Raw genomic sequence first — 17,803 nt, 5'->3', positions numbered from 1 at the left:
TTATTACCCCTTGTTATGGCTGTATTTTCTCCATCATCTTTTGAATCTTCTCTTCAGTTAAACTACCAGTGGTTGAATCTACGACCTTACCATTTTTATCAATTAAAAATGTGGCCGGCAAGGGATTAATCAGATACTGATGCTGCACCTGATTGTCCTTATCGATGACAACCGGAAAAGTAAGCCCATGTCTTTGAACAAATTTATTCACGACAAAATCAGATTCATTTACATTGACAGCTAATACCTGTACACCTTTATCTTTGAACACTTCATATTGACTTTGAATATAAGGCATTTCATATTCACATGGTTTACACCACGTCCCCCAGAAATTCAGAAACACTCCCTGCCCCTTATAATCCTCTAACACATGCTTAACCCCTTCAAGATCTGTCAGAGCAAAGTTTGGAGCGGTTTCATTCATTTTAAGGGTTTTTTCCTTGTCCATGGTTAAACTCGAAAATACCACATAAATGACGGCTCCAGCTAAAAGGGCCAGAACCCCTATTCTCATCCATTTACGCTTTTGTTTGGTCAAAAAAGTTCCCTCCCGCTATGCTTTAGACACACAAGAATATAGCGCTGCCAGAAAGGCACTAATTTAGGGCAGCGCTACGGTTGTATTTACTTATCTTTATGAAGCGCCATAGAACGCAGTTGCTTTACTTCATGTGGTGTTAACTCTCTGTAATCTCCAGGACTAACACCGTGCAACGTCAAGAATCCATATCTTTCACGTTTAAGTTTGATAACGGGCATCCCAATCGCTTCAAACATACGGCGGACTTGGCGGTTTCTGCCCTCATGAATCGTCAGCTCTACAATAGAGGACTGTTTTCTGCGATCCATTGATAGCAATTTAGCTTTCGCAGGGGCTGTTTTACCGTCTTCCAATTGAACACCACGTTCCAATTTCTTTATTATTTCGCGGGATGGAATACCTTGAATTTTCGCTACGTACGTTTTTTCTATTTCGTACTTTGGATGCATCAGGGCATTGGCAAACTCACCATCATTCGTCAGCAGGATCAAACCTGATGTATCGTAATCCAGTCTGCCTACCGGATAAATCCGTTGTTTGATCAGTGGAAATAAATCTGTTACGGTCTTTCTCCCTTTGTCATCGTTGGCAGCGGAAATGACACCTCTTGGCTTATAAAGCAGAAAATATACCGGTTCTTCCTTTTCTACAGGTACTCCACTTACCTCTATTTGATCATTTGGGCCAACCTTAACGCCAAGCTCTTTTACAATCTTACCGTTAACAGTTACTTTGCCTTCTACGATTAACTGTTCCGCTTTTCTTCGGGAGGCGATTCCTGCCTGTGCTATCACTTTTTGTAATCTTTCCATTTTAATCACCTGTCTAATTTTACTTTTTCTGTATTCTTTACTCAAATAATAGGCATTCTACCTAGTTGTTCATTATACTTTGTTTTTGCAGAAAGTGATATGTCCTATCACGCATATTATTTCATTACTTACTAAGAAACACAAAAAAATCGGCTTTTTATACCGATTTTTGTTAAATCTGACTATTTTTTTCACTTCTTTTAGCATTTTGTGACAAATTTGTGTCTATTGGAACATAATAGCAGCTAATAAGATTGCCGCACCAATCCCGACAAGATCAGCTAACAATCCCACCTTTAAAGCATCTCCCATTTTCTTAATTCCTACTGCACCGAAATAAACAGTTAAGACATATAAGGTTGTATCCGTGCTCCCCTGGATTGTGGAAGCAACCTTCCCTATAAAAGAGTCAGGTCCATATGTGGCAATCAAATCACTGACCATGCCGAGAGAAGCATTTCCCGATATGGGTCTTATTAAGGCTAAAGGTACTACCTCTGAAGGCACACCTAAGAAGTTTAATACCGGTTTCATCCAGCCTATCAGCAAATCCATAGCACCTGAAGCACGAAAAATAGAAATGGCCACCATCATACCAATGAGATAGGGAATAATCGAAAATGTGATTTTTATCCCATCTTTTCCGCCTTCCACAAAACTCTCGTAGGTCGGGACCTTCTTTATGGCACCCATGACAAGGATGAGCAAGATAACCACAGGTATCATCCAAATTGATATGGTTGAGATCCAGTGCATCAATCCATCCCCTTTCTTACTCTTTTCCAGTAGAAGTACCGATCTAAAATTATAGCTGCTATCGTTGCAATGACGGTTGCCAAAAAGGTCGGGCCGACAATTTCTGTCGGATTGGCTGAATTATAATGAATGCGGATTCCTATGACGGTTGTTGGAATAAGCGTCAGCCCAGAGGTATTCAATGCCAGAAACGTAATCATAGAGCGGCTTGCTGTATCCTTTCCGCCATTTAAGTCCTTTAATTGTTCCATCGCCTTTATACCCAGGGGTGTAGCTGCATTTCCCAGTCCAAATGTGTTCGCCATTATATTGGATACGATATATCCCATTGCAGGATGATTTGGCGGCACATCTGGGAAAAGCCTGGATACGATTGGCTTTGTCAAACGTGTTAAACTATCCAATAGACCTGCCTCTTCTGCAATCTTCATGATGCCCAGCCAAAAAACAAGGACACTCATAAGGCCGAAGCATAGAGTGACCGATTCTTTTGCACTCTTAAAGATCGCTTCATTAACTTCCGCCATTGTTCCAGTAAACATCGCATAAATGATTCCAATTATACTGATTCCGACCCATATATAATTAACCATTTGTGTTTACACCTGAAAAAGTATAGAAGACGTCTTTCCATATATCGAAGACAGTTTGATCTTTTTTATGTAGATAAACCGGTTTAGATATAAGCGTTTGTCCATCAAGAATTAAATTCACCTTTCCAACCTTAGCCGGAAGATTTTTTCCTTTTTTCCACTGTTTTTTGGGCTTTTTCAGTTCATACTTTACTTCGACCTCCTCTTGTTCTTTTTGCGTAAGCGGGTAGGATAACGATGATTTTAAATAAGCTTTATTTTTATAAAATCCTTTTTTTATCGTTTTTATGTCTCCACGCGGTACTACTTCAGTTAATGTGTAATTGTTAAATCCCGCCTCAAAAAGAGCTATATGATCAGCCCAATCTGTAGAATCATCGATAGTAACCGTAATAAGATCCAATCCATCCTTGGATGCAGTTGTCACTAGCGTGCGGCGCGCTTTTTTTGTATAACCTGTTTTACCGCCTGTGGTGTATTTATATTTTTCCGTTAACAGCCTGTTTTTGTTTTTCCAAACACGGTCCCATACTTCATTCGGGTTGGGTGCCCGATGGATCTTAGTTCCGGCAATTTTCTGATACATTTTATTCCCCATCGCATACTTAGTTAGGATTGCCATATCATAGGCTGTGGAATAATGGTTATCAGAATCATCAAGACCATGCGGATTGGTGAAATGACTGTTCTTCATGCCAATCCATTCTGCTTTCTGATTCATTAATGCAGAAAAACCCTCCACACTTCCTCCCACATATTCAGCAATGGCAATCGCCGCATCATTTCCTGATCTGAGCATAAGTCCATAAACAAGGTCGCTTAATTTTATTTTTTCTCCTACCTGCAAATAGATCGCCGATCCCTCTGCTTTTAAAATCGCATCTGTCACCGTTACAGTTTTATCCATCTTCCCCGATTCAATCGCAAGAATTGCGGTCATAATTTTAGTAATACTCGCTATCCTTCGTTTTGTATGAGCATCCTTCTCATATAAAATCCGGCCGGTGCTCTGCTCAATCATAATTGCACTTTTAGCCCCTGTTTGGATTCTTTCAAGTTCTTGCGCTTGTGCAGAAACTGTTTTTATCGGCGAAAGTAAACTTGCCAAACACAAAATCATAATGAGGATGGTGCCTGCCAGCTTCCATAACACTAAGCGGATTGGATCGTTCTTTACTGAAAGATTACGTTTCGAGTTATATTTCTTACGTTTATATTTGAAAGAGTACACTTTCACCACACTCGTCCCCTTCATGTTTTTGTACAAGTCTATGCGCTTAATTTCTTAAATATTCGAAGACAGGTTATTCAGGGTGAGTGATAAGTGAATTAGATTATGTATGAAGGAGGATGCTAAAATTCTTCAGGTAATAATTACATAAAAAAGGCAACTAAAAGTTTATGTAAACTTCGTTGCCCATTTACGATCAGTGATGAATCTTCACTCTTTTTTTAATTGAATCACGAACAGCATGAGAAAAGATAGTAAGAATATAGCTAAAACCCACATCCATGCCATGAGCATGTTGCCCGAATCAAGGGCTGTATAAATAGCTATCGGAACTGTTTGCGTAACGCCTGGAATATTTCCAGCAAACATTAAAGTAGCGCCAAACTCCCCCAATGCTCGAGCAAAGCTTAAAATACCGCCCGTCATAAGCGCTCTCGATGCTAACGGAAGGGAAACATGAAGAAAAACCTGCCATTTACTTGCTCCATCTACTCGAGCAGCATCTTCGATTTCATGGTCAATACCTTGAAAACCAGACTTAGCTGATTGATACATAAGGGGAAAAGCCACAATCGTAGCAGCAATGACAGCCGCCCACCAAGTAAATATGACTGGCTTCTCAAAAATCCACTCAATTGCTTGTCCAATGATACTTTGCTTTCCCAACAAGACAATCAAAATAAATCCTACTACTGATGGCGGCAGAACTAGAGGCAACATAAGAAATGTCTCAAAAGCCGCTTTTCCCTTAAAAGATTTCATAGCTAAATAGCGGCCAATAAATGTCCCTGATATGATAACAATTATTCCCGAAACCACTGCTATTTCAATTGAAAGAATAATAGGTGATAAAAATTCATGTAACATATTCATTCCTCAGTTCACTATGAATCCGTATTCCTCAAATATGGCCGTTGCTTCCTTCGATTGAAGAAAGTCATAATATCTCTTTGCTTCAACAGGAAATTTTGTATCATTTAGAATACCTAAAGGATACATAATAGGTGTATGGTGTTCTTTATTTGCCGTCGAGATGATCCTACTGTTATCTGATACAAGAGCATCTGTTTTATATACAATACCAGCGTCTACATTACCTGTTTCAACATACGACAGAACTTGTCGAACATCTTTTGCTAAAATGAGTTTACTCTCTACCTCATCCCATATTTCTAGTACTTCTAATGTTTCCTTGGCATATTTTCCTGCAGGAACAGATTCAGGAATACCAATTGCGATCTTATCGATTGTTCCATTCATTAAATCTTCAAAACCACTAATTTTGTTAGTTTCATTAGGACTCGGAGCAATTAAAACAAGTTCATTTTCTAATAAATTGATATGCTCCCCGTCCGCAATCATTTCTGCCGTAATTAATGATTCAAACTTATCTTCTGAAGATGATAAAAACAAATCCACAGGAGCACCTTGCATGATTTGCTGCTGAAGCACACCGGAGCCAGCAAAATTATATGTAATATTCATTTCTGGATTTTCTTTTTCAAAAACAGCTTGAATGTCTCTTAGCGCATCCTGCAAACTAGCTGCAGCTGAAATTCTTAGTTCTACTTTTTCTTCTTTAACTTCTTGTTCAGAACATGCAACTAGAGTAATGACTAAAAGGAATAGCATTGTAAAAATCGATACAGATTTTTTCATGTAATCCTCCTTGATGTATACCTACTTAAACAGAAATCATCTCAAGATTCAGTCTAATTTTAATGAAGAGCGTTTCTGATTTCACTTAATCCAGCTTAGTCTCCTGGTTCCTCAAGGGTTTATGGATCCCCTTTAAGATGGGTATCAGGGGGTGTGGGTCACAAAGGCTTAGCCTCATAACGTGATATTCTTAGCCTATGTTCCTTGACCAGTCCTTCTTAGGACTTCACTAAAAAAATCTAGTAAATTGATCTATTAACCACCTATAAAGAACATCCCTATCTTTTTTCTATTAGATATCGTTTGTTCCGTCCGTTCATCAGAATAACGGTCCGCCCTCAATTCCCAAACTTGACGAATGTGGTCCAGCAGTTCCTCATCTGTTACACCTCTACGGATTAATTCTTTTAAATCATAGCCCTTTGAGGCAAACAAGCACGTATAAAGATGTCCATTCGATGAAACCCGTGCCCTTGTACAGGAAGAACAAAAAGAATCCGACACGGATGTGATAAAACCAATTTCGCTCTTGCTATCTTTATAGCGATAGCGTTTAGCTACCTCTCCAAAATATTGCTCATCAACATCCTCTAAATCGAAAACCTTAGACAGCTTTTCATATAGTTCTTTTTTCGCTACAACCTCTTTGAAACTCCATCCATTATCATTACCTACATCCATAAATTCGATAAAGCGCAGAGTTACACCCATCTTTTTAAAATAAGAAGCCATTGGGATGATATCATGATCATTGACTCCCTTTTGTACGACCATATTAACCTTGACCTGAAAGCCAAGGTTAACGGCATTCTCTATATTACGAAGAATAATAGAGGGCTGAATGCCACGACCATTCAACTGACCGAATACTTCGTTATCTAAAGAATCAAGACTAATATTTAAACGTCTTAGCCCAGCATTGTATAAGTCATGAGCATACTTTGAAAGCAAAAGACCATTCGTAGTTAAACCAATATCCTCAATTCCCTCTATTTTCACTAACCTTTCAACTAATTTAGATAAATGACTTCGTAATAAGGGCTCCCCGCCTGTTAAACGCAGCTTTTTTACACCAAGACCTGCAAATAAACGGACTGTTCGTTCTATCTCCTCAAATGTCAGAAGCTCTTGTTTCTTTAAAAACGCATAATCATCTCCAAAGATTTCTTTAGGCATACAATATGTACAGCGGAAATTGCAGCGATCCGTAACTGATAGCCGCAAATCACGAATCGGTCTTTTTAATTTATCCAATAAAGACTGTGAGGTCATGGTTATTCCCTTCTTTTCATTCGGTTTCCAGGTCATTGATATTATCAAATACCACCCTTTGTATTCTCCGGCGGAATTTCATTTATCCATCTAACTCTTACTGTCCTTAACAGCTGTAAAAACGCGTTTTCTTTAACCTCCACTAACTGGAGGTATAAATACCACCACATCTCCATCTCTAATTTTCTCATCTTCTGTCACATATTCTTCGTTTATCGCAACAAGGACTGAATGCTTTTCGAAGTTTGGATAGGTTTCTTCTGCCCATTGCAGCAACTCTCGGACAGACCATTCCATTCGTTCGATGTTCTCTTCCGCTTTACCGGTCAAGTCTCGCATACTTGCAAAATAGAGAATTTTTATCATTTTATTGACTCCTCTGATAATGGCTTTTTATGTTGATTCCCCACCCATACTTCCCCATTTTCCCAAATCTCCTTTTTCCAAATTGGGACAATTTGTTTAATCCGTTCAATCGCATATTCGTTTGCTTCATAAGCATTCTTTCTGTGAGGTGAAGAAATAGCTATAACAACGGCTATATCTGATATTTCCAATTGTCCAATACGATGAGCAATCGCCACTCGTGTACCCGGCCATTTCATTTCAATTTCTCTACCAATTTCCGCCAGCTTTTTTTCAGCCATTGGTCCATACGCTTCATATGCCAAGGATAATGTTCGAATACCGTTTGTCCATTCCCTTACATGACCGGAGAACACGGTTACTGCGCCCGCTCCCTCGTGTAATACATAATCTGCATATTTTTGAACCTCTATTGGATCTTGAACTATTTCAAATGGTTTCATGATCATCACATCCCTGTATAATCTAGCATCCATCACTAGCATCCATCTATTCAATGACTCTTCTTCTACCGACTGCGACATCATATGTTTACTGACGGACATAGATTTTTTGATAATATCCAACCGGTTCCCATAAGTGTTGTTTTCCCCTATTTTTATAAACCTACGATTAATCAAACTTTCATAGCATCCATCGAGATGCACCTTCTTCTACTCCCAATAGCAATAAATCAACTTCATCTCCAGCCTTCCAGCCCTTTTTTCCACCGGGGAGAACGATAAATGCATTTCCCCTAGCAATGGATGTAACCGCATTCGATTTATTAAAACCAGCAGGAGTCGCGCTTAATCCTGAAGAAGTTACTTCATACGTTGCTCGAATAAAACGAGTAAACGGATTAGCATCCAAAAAATCTTCTGCTAATGCAGCCTTTACGTTTGGCATAAACGGTTTACAGCTACCCATCATTTTTAACAGGGTAGGACGAACAAATAATTCAAAGCCCGAATAACAGGCAGATGGATTTCCAGATAAACCAAATAAATACTTTCCATTATTCACTGCTACTGTCGTAACACTACCTGGGCGTATGGCTACTTTATTAAATAAGACATTCGCTCCAAGATGTGAATAAATGACTGGCATAAAATCAAAATCTCCAACTGAAACACCACCAGTTGTAATAAGACAATCTGTCTCTTCAATTGCTCTTTCCACTGTTTGTAGGGATTGCTTTAGATTATCCGCTTGAATACCATATGTATGATTTTCAATTCCCATCCGTTTCAGCTGTGCTTCAATCATGGGTCCGTTACTATTGCGGATTTTGCCTGGTACAAGATCATCCTCTACTGCCAATAATTCTGTACCTGTAGATAAAATACCAACTACTGGCTTCTTGGCTACTTTCACGTGCGTATATCCAAAGGTCGCCAACAACGCAATCACACCTGGAGTAATGAACGCCCCCTCTTCAATAAGCCGTTCATCTTTCCTGGCATCTTCTCCTTTAGGAGAAACATTTTCATTCATTTCAAATGATTTATAAATAGATATGTGATCTTCCTGTTCTATCACCTGTTCAAGCATAACAACAGCATCTGCATCCTTAGGCATCATCGCCCCGGTCATAATCCGAATGGCTTCTCTGGGAGCAAGTGTCTTTTTAGAAATATATCCAGCTCCAACCTCATCAATTACCTGAAAGGATACGTGATGCCCGTCTGAGGCTCCAACTGAATCGGAGGAATGAATGGCAAATCCATCATATGCCGATCGATCAAATGGAGGAACATCATGTTTAGCAATAATCGGTTCCGCTAAAATTCGGCCATATGCTTCTGACAAAGGGACAATTTCAGCTGAAGCAGGTTGTATTTCCTTCATAATTTTCTCTATTGCTGCTGAAATTTGAATTGGTATTCTTTTTTCTACCATTCTTTTATCTCCTTACAAATAGAATGCTATACTATGGATAAATCATATAGAAAGGATGTTTTTCCATGACAGAATTCACTCATTTCAATGAACAGGGTCGTGCCAAAATGGTTGATGTTTCCCATAAAGATAAAACCGTTCGGACTGCTCTTGCTAAATCTTCTATTCTTGTAAACCAACATATTTATGCTCAAATTTTTGATTATTCAAATAAAAAAGGAGATGTCTTTGCCGTTGCCCAGGTTGCTGGAATTATGGCTGCCAAACAAACATCTTCTATTATTCCTATGTGTCACCCTATCCCGCTATCTGGTATCAATATCGAATTCAATTGGGAAATAGATGAAGCAAACTCCCATTATGAAATTAGTATTCTTACTGAAGTTAAAACAATAGGTGCGACCGGTGTCGAAATGGAAGCACTTACGGCAGCATCTGTTTCAGCATTAACCATTTATGATATGTGTAAAGCCTCCGGTAAAGAAATGGTCATTGGGCCAACCATGCTTTTGAAAAAGACTGGTGGCAAAAACGGTGATTACACGCGTAGCTGAAGAGATAAATTGAAGGTTTAGCTACACTTTTCGGTTAGCTATATATTTTATAAAAGTTAACCGAATGGACTTCCTTCCATTTCTCCTGCAGCAAGCTAGACACAGTTGTCCAGTCTTCCATGACCTTTTTCCGACACTGTACTACCCAAACATTTGATGAAATAAATTTCGTCCTTCCGTGCTATCCTTCAACCCATGTATTAACAATCTCCCATTTGTAAACAAGATTATTCGATATTGTTCTGTATGAAATTGGATAAAATAAGGAGTCTTTTTAAATCGATATCCCTGCCTTATTGCCAGTCGCTCTGCATCTTCTAAAGATACACGGCGATTAGCTTGAGGGATGATTTGTATAGTGTCTCTCCCGCATAACACCATCGATTTCATTTCTTCACTTTTTTCGAGCGAAGGATATACAGGACAATGCCCGCATGTAGGACAATCCTCTTTTTTAATACGAGCCACTCCAACCTCTAAGCTGGTGCGATTCCAAACATCAAAATGATATACTTTTTCCCGCAACTTCTCCGGATGACCAGTTAACCATTGCATTACCTCTGTGCATTGATGGGCTGCTGTAATTTGAACGGCTGGAGCAATAACTCCAACCGTATCACAGGTTTCATTTAACGAGGGCAAAGCCGGGAAAAGACATCTGAAACAAGCCGTTTTACCCGGTATGAAAGTGAAAACAGTGCCACTCGCACTTACACAGGCCCCATACACCCAAGGTATCCCATATTTATGTGCAGCATCATTTATAGCCATTCTTGTTTCAAAATTATCAGTTGCGTCTACCAAGATATCACATTTTTCTGCTATGTCTTCGATGAATGGACCATCTGCATTATCTAAATACGTAAAGAGGTGAACATCTGAACGGATTTCCTTCAATCGTTGCTCAGCAGCTATCACTTTAGCTGTCAGATTCAAAGCATCTTTCTCCACAAATAACTGCTGTCTATGTAAGTTGGACATTTCTACAAAGTCACGATCCACTAAATGTATCGCCCCTATACCGGCACGAACAAGTGCCTCCGCTATTACCGATCCAAGTGCACCGCAACCGATAATACCTACTGTTGATTCAGCCAAGCGTATTTGACCATCGCAGCCAATAGGCTTAAACAACTCTTGCCTAGAAAATCGGGTACCCATGTTCATTGGCTCCTTTATTTAAACGAACTATCTACTCATCTCTTTAATAGTCTTACACGTTCTCCAATCTGCCGACCAGATAATGGATTGTATTCCATTTTATATTATCAGAAAATTAAATACAATAGACCTCACCAGTGAATCATTATTTGACTAAAAAAGATGAAACCTATTACATGAAGGCTTCATCTTTTTTATACCTTATAGATCCTTTTTCAGTTCTCTTACGACATGTGCTAACTCCGGCAAAATCAATTTATTCATTGCCAGCTCCACTGCCCCAGTGGAACCAGGTGTTGCGAAGATTACCTTCCCTTGCGTTACTCCGGCGATGGCTCTGGATAAAATAGCTGCGGAACCAATATCCTCCTGATAACTCAGCATTCGAAAAATCTCACCAAACCCTGGCATTTCTTTATCTAGTAAACCCTTAATTGTTTCAATCGTTACATCCCGATAGGCAATCCCAGTACCGCCATTACAAATAATGGCATCAACCTCTTTATCCTCTAACCCAGCTGAGAGTTCCTGCTGAATCGCATCCTGCTCATCCTTCACTATTTGGTAGCGCGTAATGATATGTCCAGCTGACTGCAACAAACGCATCATAAGCTGCCCGCTTCGATCCGTATGCTCATCTCTTGTATCACTTACCGTAAGCACCATTACCTTCACACAATCCGGAGCCGATCCCCGATGCTCTATTAAACTCATGCCTATCCCTCCCTCCCATCATATTATCACAAATATTGGAAGTAATAGATTGCCCAGTAAGGAAGTATAAGGGGATAAACTAGACCTCAACTAAAAAGGTCAACCAAAGTCTTGGTCAACCTTTAAGAATAAACCTGGTGTATTTGAACGTACTTTTATTTCTTATATATTTTCCAGCCAATTTTCCGTGCCTGTTCAAATCGTTCGCTAACATCGTCCCAATTCACCAAATTCCACCAGTTGTTTATATAAGCCGGACGATCGGTCTTGTATTGTAAATAATACGCGTGTTCCCAAACATCCAATACTAATAAAGGGATTGTATCCCATTGCGTCAGTATCATATGCCGTTCAGATTGTAAAATTTCCAGCCGATGGGCTCGATTGGACCAAACTAAAATCGCCCAGCCTACACCTTCCACTTTTTTGGCAGCTTCGGTAAATTCCTTTTTAAATTTTGCAAAGCTGCCAAAATCTCTTTTAATAAAGTTCATTAATTCACCTGTTGGTTCCCCACCGCCATCAGGCTTCATATTGTACCAAAATATAGTGTGCAAATAATGCCCTGATCCGTGAAACGCAGCTTCTCTCTCCCAATGCTTTAAAAGGTCATAGTCATCCTTATCGCGGGCTTCTTTCATTTTAGTTTCGGCTTTATTCAGACCATCTACATATGTCTGATGATGAATAGTATGATGCAATTTCATAATCTCCCGGTCTATAAAGGGCTCCAAAGCATCATAGGAGTATGGCAATGGCGGCAAGGCATGTCTTCCAGGCGGTACATATGAATCGCCATTATGTGCCTTTTGAACAGATTCATCCAGCTCCTCCATCATATTTTGAAGCTTTATTAGCTCATGTTGGGATGGAGTTTTATTTTTCATGCTGTTTAAAAGGGCCGTGAGATTATCAACCCGCTCCATGATCAAGCTTCGAAATGACTCCTCTTGATTGGTTGCCCATTCAACAATCGCAGTCTTCCATTTATCTACTTCTTCCCAATACTTTTTAAAAGGATTCATATTCATCAACCTCCCCGTCATACAACAATATTCAAGAGGAGGTTGACTTAATTCTTATTTTTTCAATGAAATAGGTATGACTTTCCAATTAAAAATAAATCCAAATAAAAATGCGATTACACTATACGTAATCGCACTTCATATCCTGTTAATTTGATTGAACCATCTTTGTCCGATAATCGGTTTCATAGTATTCAAGTTCTTCTCTGATTTTTTGAACATCAAATTCCAGTTTTGTAATCAGGCTTTTCAAGCTTTCTGGTGCTTCTTCACGGAATTTTATACAATTGCGCCCTGTATACGCTGAACGGCTGTCCTCAAACCATAAATCACTTTTTGGAGCAAAATATTCTTCAATACATTTATGATATACGCGGTAAAGAACTCGCTCTGCAGCGCCTTTATTAAATGGTTCGTTTTTAAGGACAATCCTGCAAGCCTCTAAGCCTTCTTCACAATAAACCAGCAGCTTGCGGATTGTTGAAAACAAGCCCTTATAATAGAGCTCATCGCCGCTTTTTTCCTCCATCAAACGATCAATTGTCATTTCATTCATGTAAATCTCGAGAGTTTGTACTGTTTGCTCCAAAAATGTTGTTACATCCTCCAACTGGCTCTTCACTAATGTATTACCCAACCGGAACCCTCCCTTAAAAATTCAAACCCTTTGATCATGTAAAACTCCACTATTCCTTGTGTTCATTTACTTTCTAATAGGACAACAAACTCTTAACCTTCCCTGGCCATAATCGTTTCTTTTAAGCTCAGTTACTAAATAGTTTACCATATTCAACCTACTTTTTATTGTTGATTAACGTTCAGGGAGGAATAATTTACATTATTATACGACAATTCAAGCTCAAACTTCTGGATTTTTTTCCATTTTATTTAAAATTTCTTTTATTCGGGCGTATGGTAAATCTTTAAAAATAGTTAAAAAGATAGCCTCAGAATTTATATATACCCGTTTTCTTTCATGAAAATGCGAATTTTGCAACAAACAAAGGAGGGCAACAATATCTCTCAACGTATATCCAGTCAGTAATTCCCGAACTGGGGACATCCACTCAGCCTTTTGTTCTAACAAAACTTCTTCAAAATACCGAAGATAAATAACCTGAAATTCTTTTATTTTTCCATTTTGCTTGTATGTCACGGTTGAACGATTGAAAAAATCCTCAGGTGAATTGGGTTTTTCCTTTTCTAACTCATATCCTATACAAGACAAGATTTTCAAGCTTCATCCTCCTTATTCCATCTCTTGGAATTTATGAAAAAACAAATCTGCTTCCTCGTCATTAAATCCATCATCTGTGTCATCCTGCAGCGCCGGCAGCTCGTCCAAAGATTTTAAACCGAAGTAATCCAAAAACTCCTTGGTCGTTCCGTATAAATAGGGTCTTCCCACCCCTTCTGCACGACCCGTTTCCTGAATTAAAGCCTTGGCCATTAAGGTTTGTAAAGGGCGTTCCGTTTTGACACCGCGGATAGCCTCAATCTCAATTCTGGTTATAGGCTGTTTATAGGCGATAATCGCCAATGTTTCCAGTGAAGCCTGCGAAAGTGTGTGTGCCGAAGGTGTTTCAACAAGCTTTTTCAAATAGGGTGCATGCACTTTTTTTGTCGCCAATTGGTAGACACCGGCCAATTCAACAACACAGATCCCGCGATCTTCATTTTGATATAGCTCTTTAAGATCATATAACGCATCTTTTGCCTCTTCTTCTGTCACTTCCATTACGGATGAAATTTGCTCAAGAGATAACCCTTCATCACCTGCCGCAAAAAGTAATGCTTCCAATATTGATTTCCAATTAACGATATCCAACTGTAAAATCCTCCTGCTTCCATTCTATGAAAATTTCCTCGAAGTTATTTGTTTGTTCCACCTGAATTTCATTTTGCTTCATCAATTCCAGGACAGCAAGAAAGGTGACAACTAACTGCTCTTTTTCCTCTGTGTTAAAGAGAGAGGTAAATAAGACCTTTTCTCTTTTTTCCTTAAGATAATCCTTTATTTCCTGAATCCGTTTATCTATCGTAATTTCCTGACGTGTAATTCGAGTTTGTAACGGTTTTCTTAATTTTTTTCGTCTCATTAATTTTTGAAAGGCGCTCAGCATATCATAAAGGCTGACATCTAAGTCATGGCGTTCCGTTTTTACATCTTCCGTATATGGCGATAAATCAATCGGAGGTTTAGTAAATAATAACGCCCTTTCAGCTTCCATATTTTTAAACTCATCAGCTGCCTCTTTATATTTTTTATATTCAAGCAGCTGTGTAACTAATTCTTCACGAGGATCGTCACTCATCAAGAATTCATCCTCTTCCTCATCCCATTCCTCTTCATGTTTGGGTAGGAGCATTTTACTTTTAATAGCTAAAAGTGTTGCCGCCATGACTAAATATTCACTGGCTATATCCAGTTCCAGCTCCTTCATGGTGTGGATATAGGCAACATATTGTTCGGTGATTTCAGAAACAGGAATATCATAAATATCTATTTCTAATCGATTTATTAAATGCAGTAATAAATCGAGTGGACCTTCAAATGCATCTATCTTTATTTTATAACTCATCTCTTTATAGGCACTCCTACTTATTTCAACTAGTTTAAGTATAATTTAACTCAAGCTTCTTTCCAATAGAATGAACAAATTGATTTTCTAAAAGGTGGGCAAAAGCCCATACATTCCAGTATGGATTACATAGTATGACAATGTAAAGAAAAGATCCAAAGAGGAGGATTCACAAATGGGAGATGGCGCAGTTGGAGGTTACGGTAGCGGATTTGCGCTAATCGTAGTGTTATTCATTCTACTCGTAATTGTTGGAGTAGCTTGGTGTTAATTAAATGATGAATCTAAGGAACAGGCTGTCGACTAGGTTGATAGCCTGTTTCTATTGTTATCAGCTAGATAATCCCGCTCTTCTCACCATTTAAAATCCTTATTCTTTTCTTATCCATGTTCGTTCATGTATATTTATCTATAATCATAGAGAGATATTGAGGTGACAATAACCAAATGAACTACCCAATTGAGTTCATTCAGTACTTAGCCGAATTTCATGGAAGCAGAGATTATTTTGAATGCCATGAAATACTTGAAGAGTACTGGAAAAAACATCTCCCGTTAGATCGAGAATCTGTATGGGTCGGATTTATCCAGCTGGCCGTCGGTATGTATCATTACCGCAGAAATAATGAATCAGGAGCTATTCGCACCTTACAAAAATCAAAGCAAATTTTAAACAAACATACCGAAGAAATGAATCAATTAGGTATGGATTCAGATGGTTTACTCCAATTACTGACTGACTCCATACATAGGTTAAAAAACAATGAACCATACAAAAGTCCATTTTTGCCGATTGAAGATCCAGATTTGCTCGCGGCCTGCCAAACCATTTGCAAAGAATATGGATATTCATGGAATTGCAGCAGCAATCTTACTGATCCATTATTAGTGAATAGGCATTCTACCCGTGATCGTACAGATGTTATTCAGGAACGATTCAAGCAACTTCAAAAGCGCAGCAAAAATAAATAGAGAAACCCTCTTAAATAAGGGTTTCTCTATTTTCATGCTTTATTATCGGCTTCACAATCCAGACATTTTGAAATAAACTCCGCTGTTATATCTCTGGAAATAATTTCGTATCCCTCATATAATTCAATCAGACAGTTTACCATTTCATGGCCAACTCCCAGACCCCTATGAGAGGGATTAACGGATAAATCGGTTACCGTAACCGTCTTTCCATCCAAATCTACCCCGATCAGACCTATAATGTCCTCATCTTGTTTCCAAAGATATAGTTGCCTGTCTGATTCTGTTTCATATGATTTAACAGTATTCTGGAGCTTCTTTAAATCTTTTTCATCAGGCATAAAAGATAATAAACCCATTGCGATTTTTTCAAAGCTCTTCTTGTATCTAATTAACATGTTTGATCCCTCATTAAATGAGAATAATAGAATGGTATTTAATAATCTTTCTTATCATACTAGTTTTTAACAATGAATTCAACTGACACAAATGCAAAGTCCTTTCTTTGCCATGCTAGACAACAGACATACATTTTATCCCAAAAAGGCTTTATATATACAATTCTAACGATTCGTACCCTATACAATATAGCCAAAATGGATAGAAATAACTGTAAAAGAACGCAAGAAAGAATAGACAATCTTCCAATTCCATTATAATATGACAGAGTTAACACAATTGGCAATTTGTTTGCCTAGATTACTATAACTACATAAAAAAATGAAACTTTTATCATTTTTTTACGTCTAACTGGTACGGGAGGTTATCACAATGAAAAAACAGCTTTTAAAATTAATGTCAGTTTTGTTGGCAGTTAGTTTTCTCATCCCTAGTGTAGCTTTGGCTGATATGCAAAGAGGCGACATGGTCGTTACACTTGGCGAAAACCTGACTCAGGAACAAAAAAAATTATTGTTAGCTGAAATGGACGCTCCAAAGGATGTAGAGATTGTAACAGTTTCTAATTCAGAAGAGCATAAATACTTGGATGGTAAAATTGCAAGCAGACTAATTGGAACAAAAGCAATCTCCTCTTCATCCATTACGATTGCTGCCAAAGGTTCCGGGATTACGGTCAAAACGAAAAATATCAATTGGGTAACAGAAGATATGTATAAAAACGCCTTGGCAACTGCCGGTATAAAAGATGCAGAGATTTATGTTACGGCTCCTTTTGAAGTTTCCGGTACAGCTGCCTTAACGGGCTTAATTAAAGCATACGAAGTGACAACAGACACCAAAATATCTGAGGAACAAAAACAAGCCGCCAATGAAGAAATGGTTGAAACAGCCAAACTAGGTGACCAAATCGGTACAGATGAAGCTACATCACTGGTTGAGTCCATTAAAGAAGAGATCGCTGTTAACCCGCCTCAAAATGATGCTGATTTGCGCAGCATCATCGAAAAGGCAGCAGAGCAGCTTGGCATCACGTTAACGGAGCAACAGATCCAGAGCCTAATCGATTTATTTAACAAGCTTCAGGATCTAGGAATTGACTGGAACAAAGTTGGAGAGCAAATAAATGCCGCTAAAGATAAAGTGACCAATTATCTTCAATCAGAAGAAGGGCAATCCTTCCTTGATAAATTAAAAGCATTTTTTGTAAGTCTAATCGACGCAATTAAATCCTTATTCTCCTAATACAATTAGAGGCTGCCGGAAATGGCAGCCTCTAATT

Annotated in this window: 23 protein-coding genes; 4 read left to right on the top strand and 19 right to left on the bottom strand. The window is 38.6% G+C overall.

Annotation, left to right across the window (positions count from 1 at the left end; all coding sequences use genetic code 11):
• Window positions 1-13: 13 nt before the first annotated feature.
• The 11 genes from resA to FHY45_RS09260 form a co-directional block, all read right to left on the bottom strand.
• Window positions 14-541: a thiol-disulfide oxidoreductase ResA gene (gene resA, locus FHY45_RS09310; protein WP_066107578.1), complete on the bottom strand. Its 528-nt coding sequence runs from the start codon at window positions 539-541 to the stop codon at window positions 14-16.
• A gap of 86 nt (window positions 542-627) precedes the next feature.
• Window positions 628-1,356, bottom strand: coding sequence for a 23S rRNA pseudouridine(2605) synthase RluB (gene rluB, locus FHY45_RS09305; protein ID WP_066107581.1), 729 nt, complete (start codon window positions 1,354-1,356; stop codon window positions 628-630).
• A gap of 225 nt (window positions 1,357-1,581) precedes the next feature.
• Window positions 1,582-2,112: a spore maturation protein gene (locus tag FHY45_RS09300; RefSeq protein ID WP_139891721.1), complete on the bottom strand. Its 531-nt coding sequence runs from the start codon at window positions 2,110-2,112 to the stop codon at window positions 1,582-1,584.
• Window positions 2,112-2,705 carry a nucleoside recognition domain-containing protein gene (locus FHY45_RS09295; RefSeq protein ID WP_066107588.1) on the bottom strand — a complete coding sequence of 198 codons (594 nt, stop codon included), beginning with the start codon at window positions 2,703-2,705 and terminating at the stop codon, window positions 2,112-2,114. Before FHY45_RS09295 ends, FHY45_RS09300 begins: the two co-directional genes overlap by 1 nt.
• A complete protein-coding gene (locus FHY45_RS09290; RefSeq protein ID WP_066107848.1) occupies window positions 2,698-3,825 on the bottom strand; it encodes a D-alanyl-D-alanine carboxypeptidase family protein in 1,128 nt (375 codons plus the stop codon). The genes FHY45_RS09295 and FHY45_RS09290 overlap by 8 nt, the downstream gene beginning before the upstream one ends.
• A 321-nt stretch (window positions 3,826-4,146) precedes the next feature.
• Window positions 4,147-4,803, bottom strand: a complete 657-nt coding sequence (gene modB / locus FHY45_RS09285; protein ID WP_066107591.1) for a molybdate ABC transporter permease subunit — start codon at window positions 4,801-4,803, stop codon at window positions 4,147-4,149.
• Between the two features lie 9 nt (window positions 4,804-4,812).
• Window positions 4,813-5,595, bottom strand: coding sequence for a molybdate ABC transporter substrate-binding protein (gene modA, locus FHY45_RS09280; RefSeq protein WP_139891720.1), 783 nt, complete (start codon window positions 5,593-5,595; stop codon window positions 4,813-4,815).
• Window positions 5,596-5,850: 255 nt separating this feature from the next.
• Complete coding sequence (moaA, locus tag FHY45_RS09275; RefSeq protein ID WP_218975781.1) at window positions 5,851-6,867, bottom strand: GTP 3',8-cyclase MoaA; 1,017 nt, start codon at window positions 6,865-6,867, stop codon at window positions 5,851-5,853.
• A gap of 132 nt (window positions 6,868-6,999) precedes the next feature.
• Entirely contained in the window at window positions 7,000-7,233 is a 234-nt protein-coding gene (gene moaD, locus FHY45_RS09270) for a molybdopterin converting factor subunit 1 (RefSeq protein WP_066107599.1), read from the bottom strand.
• Window positions 7,230-7,676, bottom strand: coding sequence for a molybdenum cofactor biosynthesis protein MoaE (locus tag FHY45_RS09265; protein ID WP_139891999.1), 447 nt, complete (start codon window positions 7,674-7,676; stop codon window positions 7,230-7,232). Before FHY45_RS09265 ends, moaD begins: the two co-directional genes overlap by 4 nt.
• 181 nt (window positions 7,677-7,857) lie before the next feature.
• Window positions 7,858-9,114: a molybdopterin molybdotransferase MoeA gene (locus FHY45_RS09260; protein ID WP_066107602.1), complete on the bottom strand. Its 1,257-nt coding sequence runs from the start codon at window positions 9,112-9,114 to the stop codon at window positions 7,858-7,860.
• A 65-nt stretch (window positions 9,115-9,179) separates the two neighbouring features.
• On the opposite strand from FHY45_RS09260, the gene moaC reads away from it, so the two are divergent.
• Complete coding sequence (gene moaC / locus FHY45_RS09255; protein ID WP_066107605.1) at window positions 9,180-9,668, top strand: cyclic pyranopterin monophosphate synthase MoaC; 489 nt, start codon at window positions 9,180-9,182, stop codon at window positions 9,666-9,668.
• A 141-nt stretch (window positions 9,669-9,809) separates the two neighbouring features.
• On the opposite strand, the gene FHY45_RS09250 is transcribed toward moaC, so the two are convergent.
• The 7 genes from FHY45_RS09250 to FHY45_RS09220 all read right to left on the bottom strand — a co-directional run bounded on the left by FHY45_RS09250 (window position 9,810) and on the right by FHY45_RS09220 (window position 15,150).
• A complete protein-coding gene (locus FHY45_RS09250) occupies window positions 9,810-10,829 on the bottom strand; it encodes a ThiF family adenylyltransferase (RefSeq protein WP_139891718.1) in 1,020 nt (339 codons plus the stop codon).
• A 201-nt stretch (window positions 10,830-11,030) separates the two neighbouring features.
• Window positions 11,031-11,543: a MogA/MoaB family molybdenum cofactor biosynthesis protein gene (locus tag FHY45_RS09245; protein ID WP_139891716.1), complete on the bottom strand. Its 513-nt coding sequence runs from the start codon at window positions 11,541-11,543 to the stop codon at window positions 11,031-11,033.
• A gap of 155 nt (window positions 11,544-11,698) precedes the next feature.
• Entirely contained in the window at window positions 11,699-12,568 is an 870-nt protein-coding gene (locus tag FHY45_RS09240) for a superoxide dismutase (protein ID WP_139891715.1), read from the bottom strand.
• Between the two features lie 148 nt (window positions 12,569-12,716).
• Entirely contained in the window at window positions 12,717-13,205 is a 489-nt protein-coding gene (locus tag FHY45_RS09235) for a DUF3907 family protein (RefSeq protein WP_139891712.1), read from the bottom strand.
• 222 nt (window positions 13,206-13,427) lie between these two features.
• The gene (locus tag FHY45_RS09230; RefSeq protein WP_139891710.1) at window positions 13,428-13,805 is read right to left on the bottom strand and encodes a hypothetical protein; all 378 of its coding nucleotides are present in this window, start codon (window positions 13,803-13,805) and stop codon (window positions 13,428-13,430) included.
• 12 nt (window positions 13,806-13,817) lie between these two features.
• On the bottom strand, window positions 13,818-14,396 hold the full coding sequence (scpB, locus tag FHY45_RS09225) for an SMC-Scp complex subunit ScpB (protein ID WP_139891708.1): 579 nt from the start codon (window positions 14,394-14,396) through the stop codon (window positions 13,818-13,820).
• Window positions 14,383-15,150, bottom strand: coding sequence for a segregation/condensation protein A (locus tag FHY45_RS09220; protein ID WP_066107623.1), 768 nt, complete (start codon window positions 15,148-15,150; stop codon window positions 14,383-14,385). Before FHY45_RS09220 ends, scpB begins: the two co-directional genes overlap by 14 nt.
• 175 nt (window positions 15,151-15,325) lie before the next feature.
• Between FHY45_RS09220 and FHY45_RS09215 the strand changes: the two genes are divergently transcribed.
• The gene (locus FHY45_RS09215) at window positions 15,326-15,421 is read left to right on the top strand and encodes a YjcZ family sporulation protein (protein ID WP_066107625.1); all 96 of its coding nucleotides are present in this window, start codon (window positions 15,326-15,328) and stop codon (window positions 15,419-15,421) included.
• Between the two features lie 176 nt (window positions 15,422-15,597).
• Window positions 15,598-16,122 carry a DUF309 domain-containing protein gene (locus FHY45_RS09210; RefSeq protein WP_066107627.1) on the top strand — a complete coding sequence of 175 codons (525 nt, stop codon included), beginning with the start codon at window positions 15,598-15,600 and terminating at the stop codon, window positions 16,120-16,122.
• Between the two features lie 32 nt (window positions 16,123-16,154).
• Here the strand turns inward: FHY45_RS09210 and FHY45_RS09205 are convergent, their stop codons facing one another.
• A complete protein-coding gene (locus tag FHY45_RS09205; RefSeq protein WP_066107629.1) occupies window positions 16,155-16,520 on the bottom strand; it encodes a GNAT family N-acetyltransferase in 366 nt (121 codons plus the stop codon).
• A gap of 373 nt (window positions 16,521-16,893) precedes the next feature.
• Between FHY45_RS09205 and FHY45_RS09200 the strand changes: the two genes are divergently transcribed.
• The gene (locus FHY45_RS09200; RefSeq protein WP_066107633.1) at window positions 16,894-17,766 is read left to right on the top strand and encodes a DUF1002 domain-containing protein; all 873 of its coding nucleotides are present in this window, start codon (window positions 16,894-16,896) and stop codon (window positions 17,764-17,766) included.
• Window positions 17,767-17,803 lie beyond the last annotated feature (37 nt).

Source organism: Bacillus sp. D386 (assembly GCF_006346415.1).
This window is presented reverse-complemented; position numbering and strand designations above follow the sequence as displayed.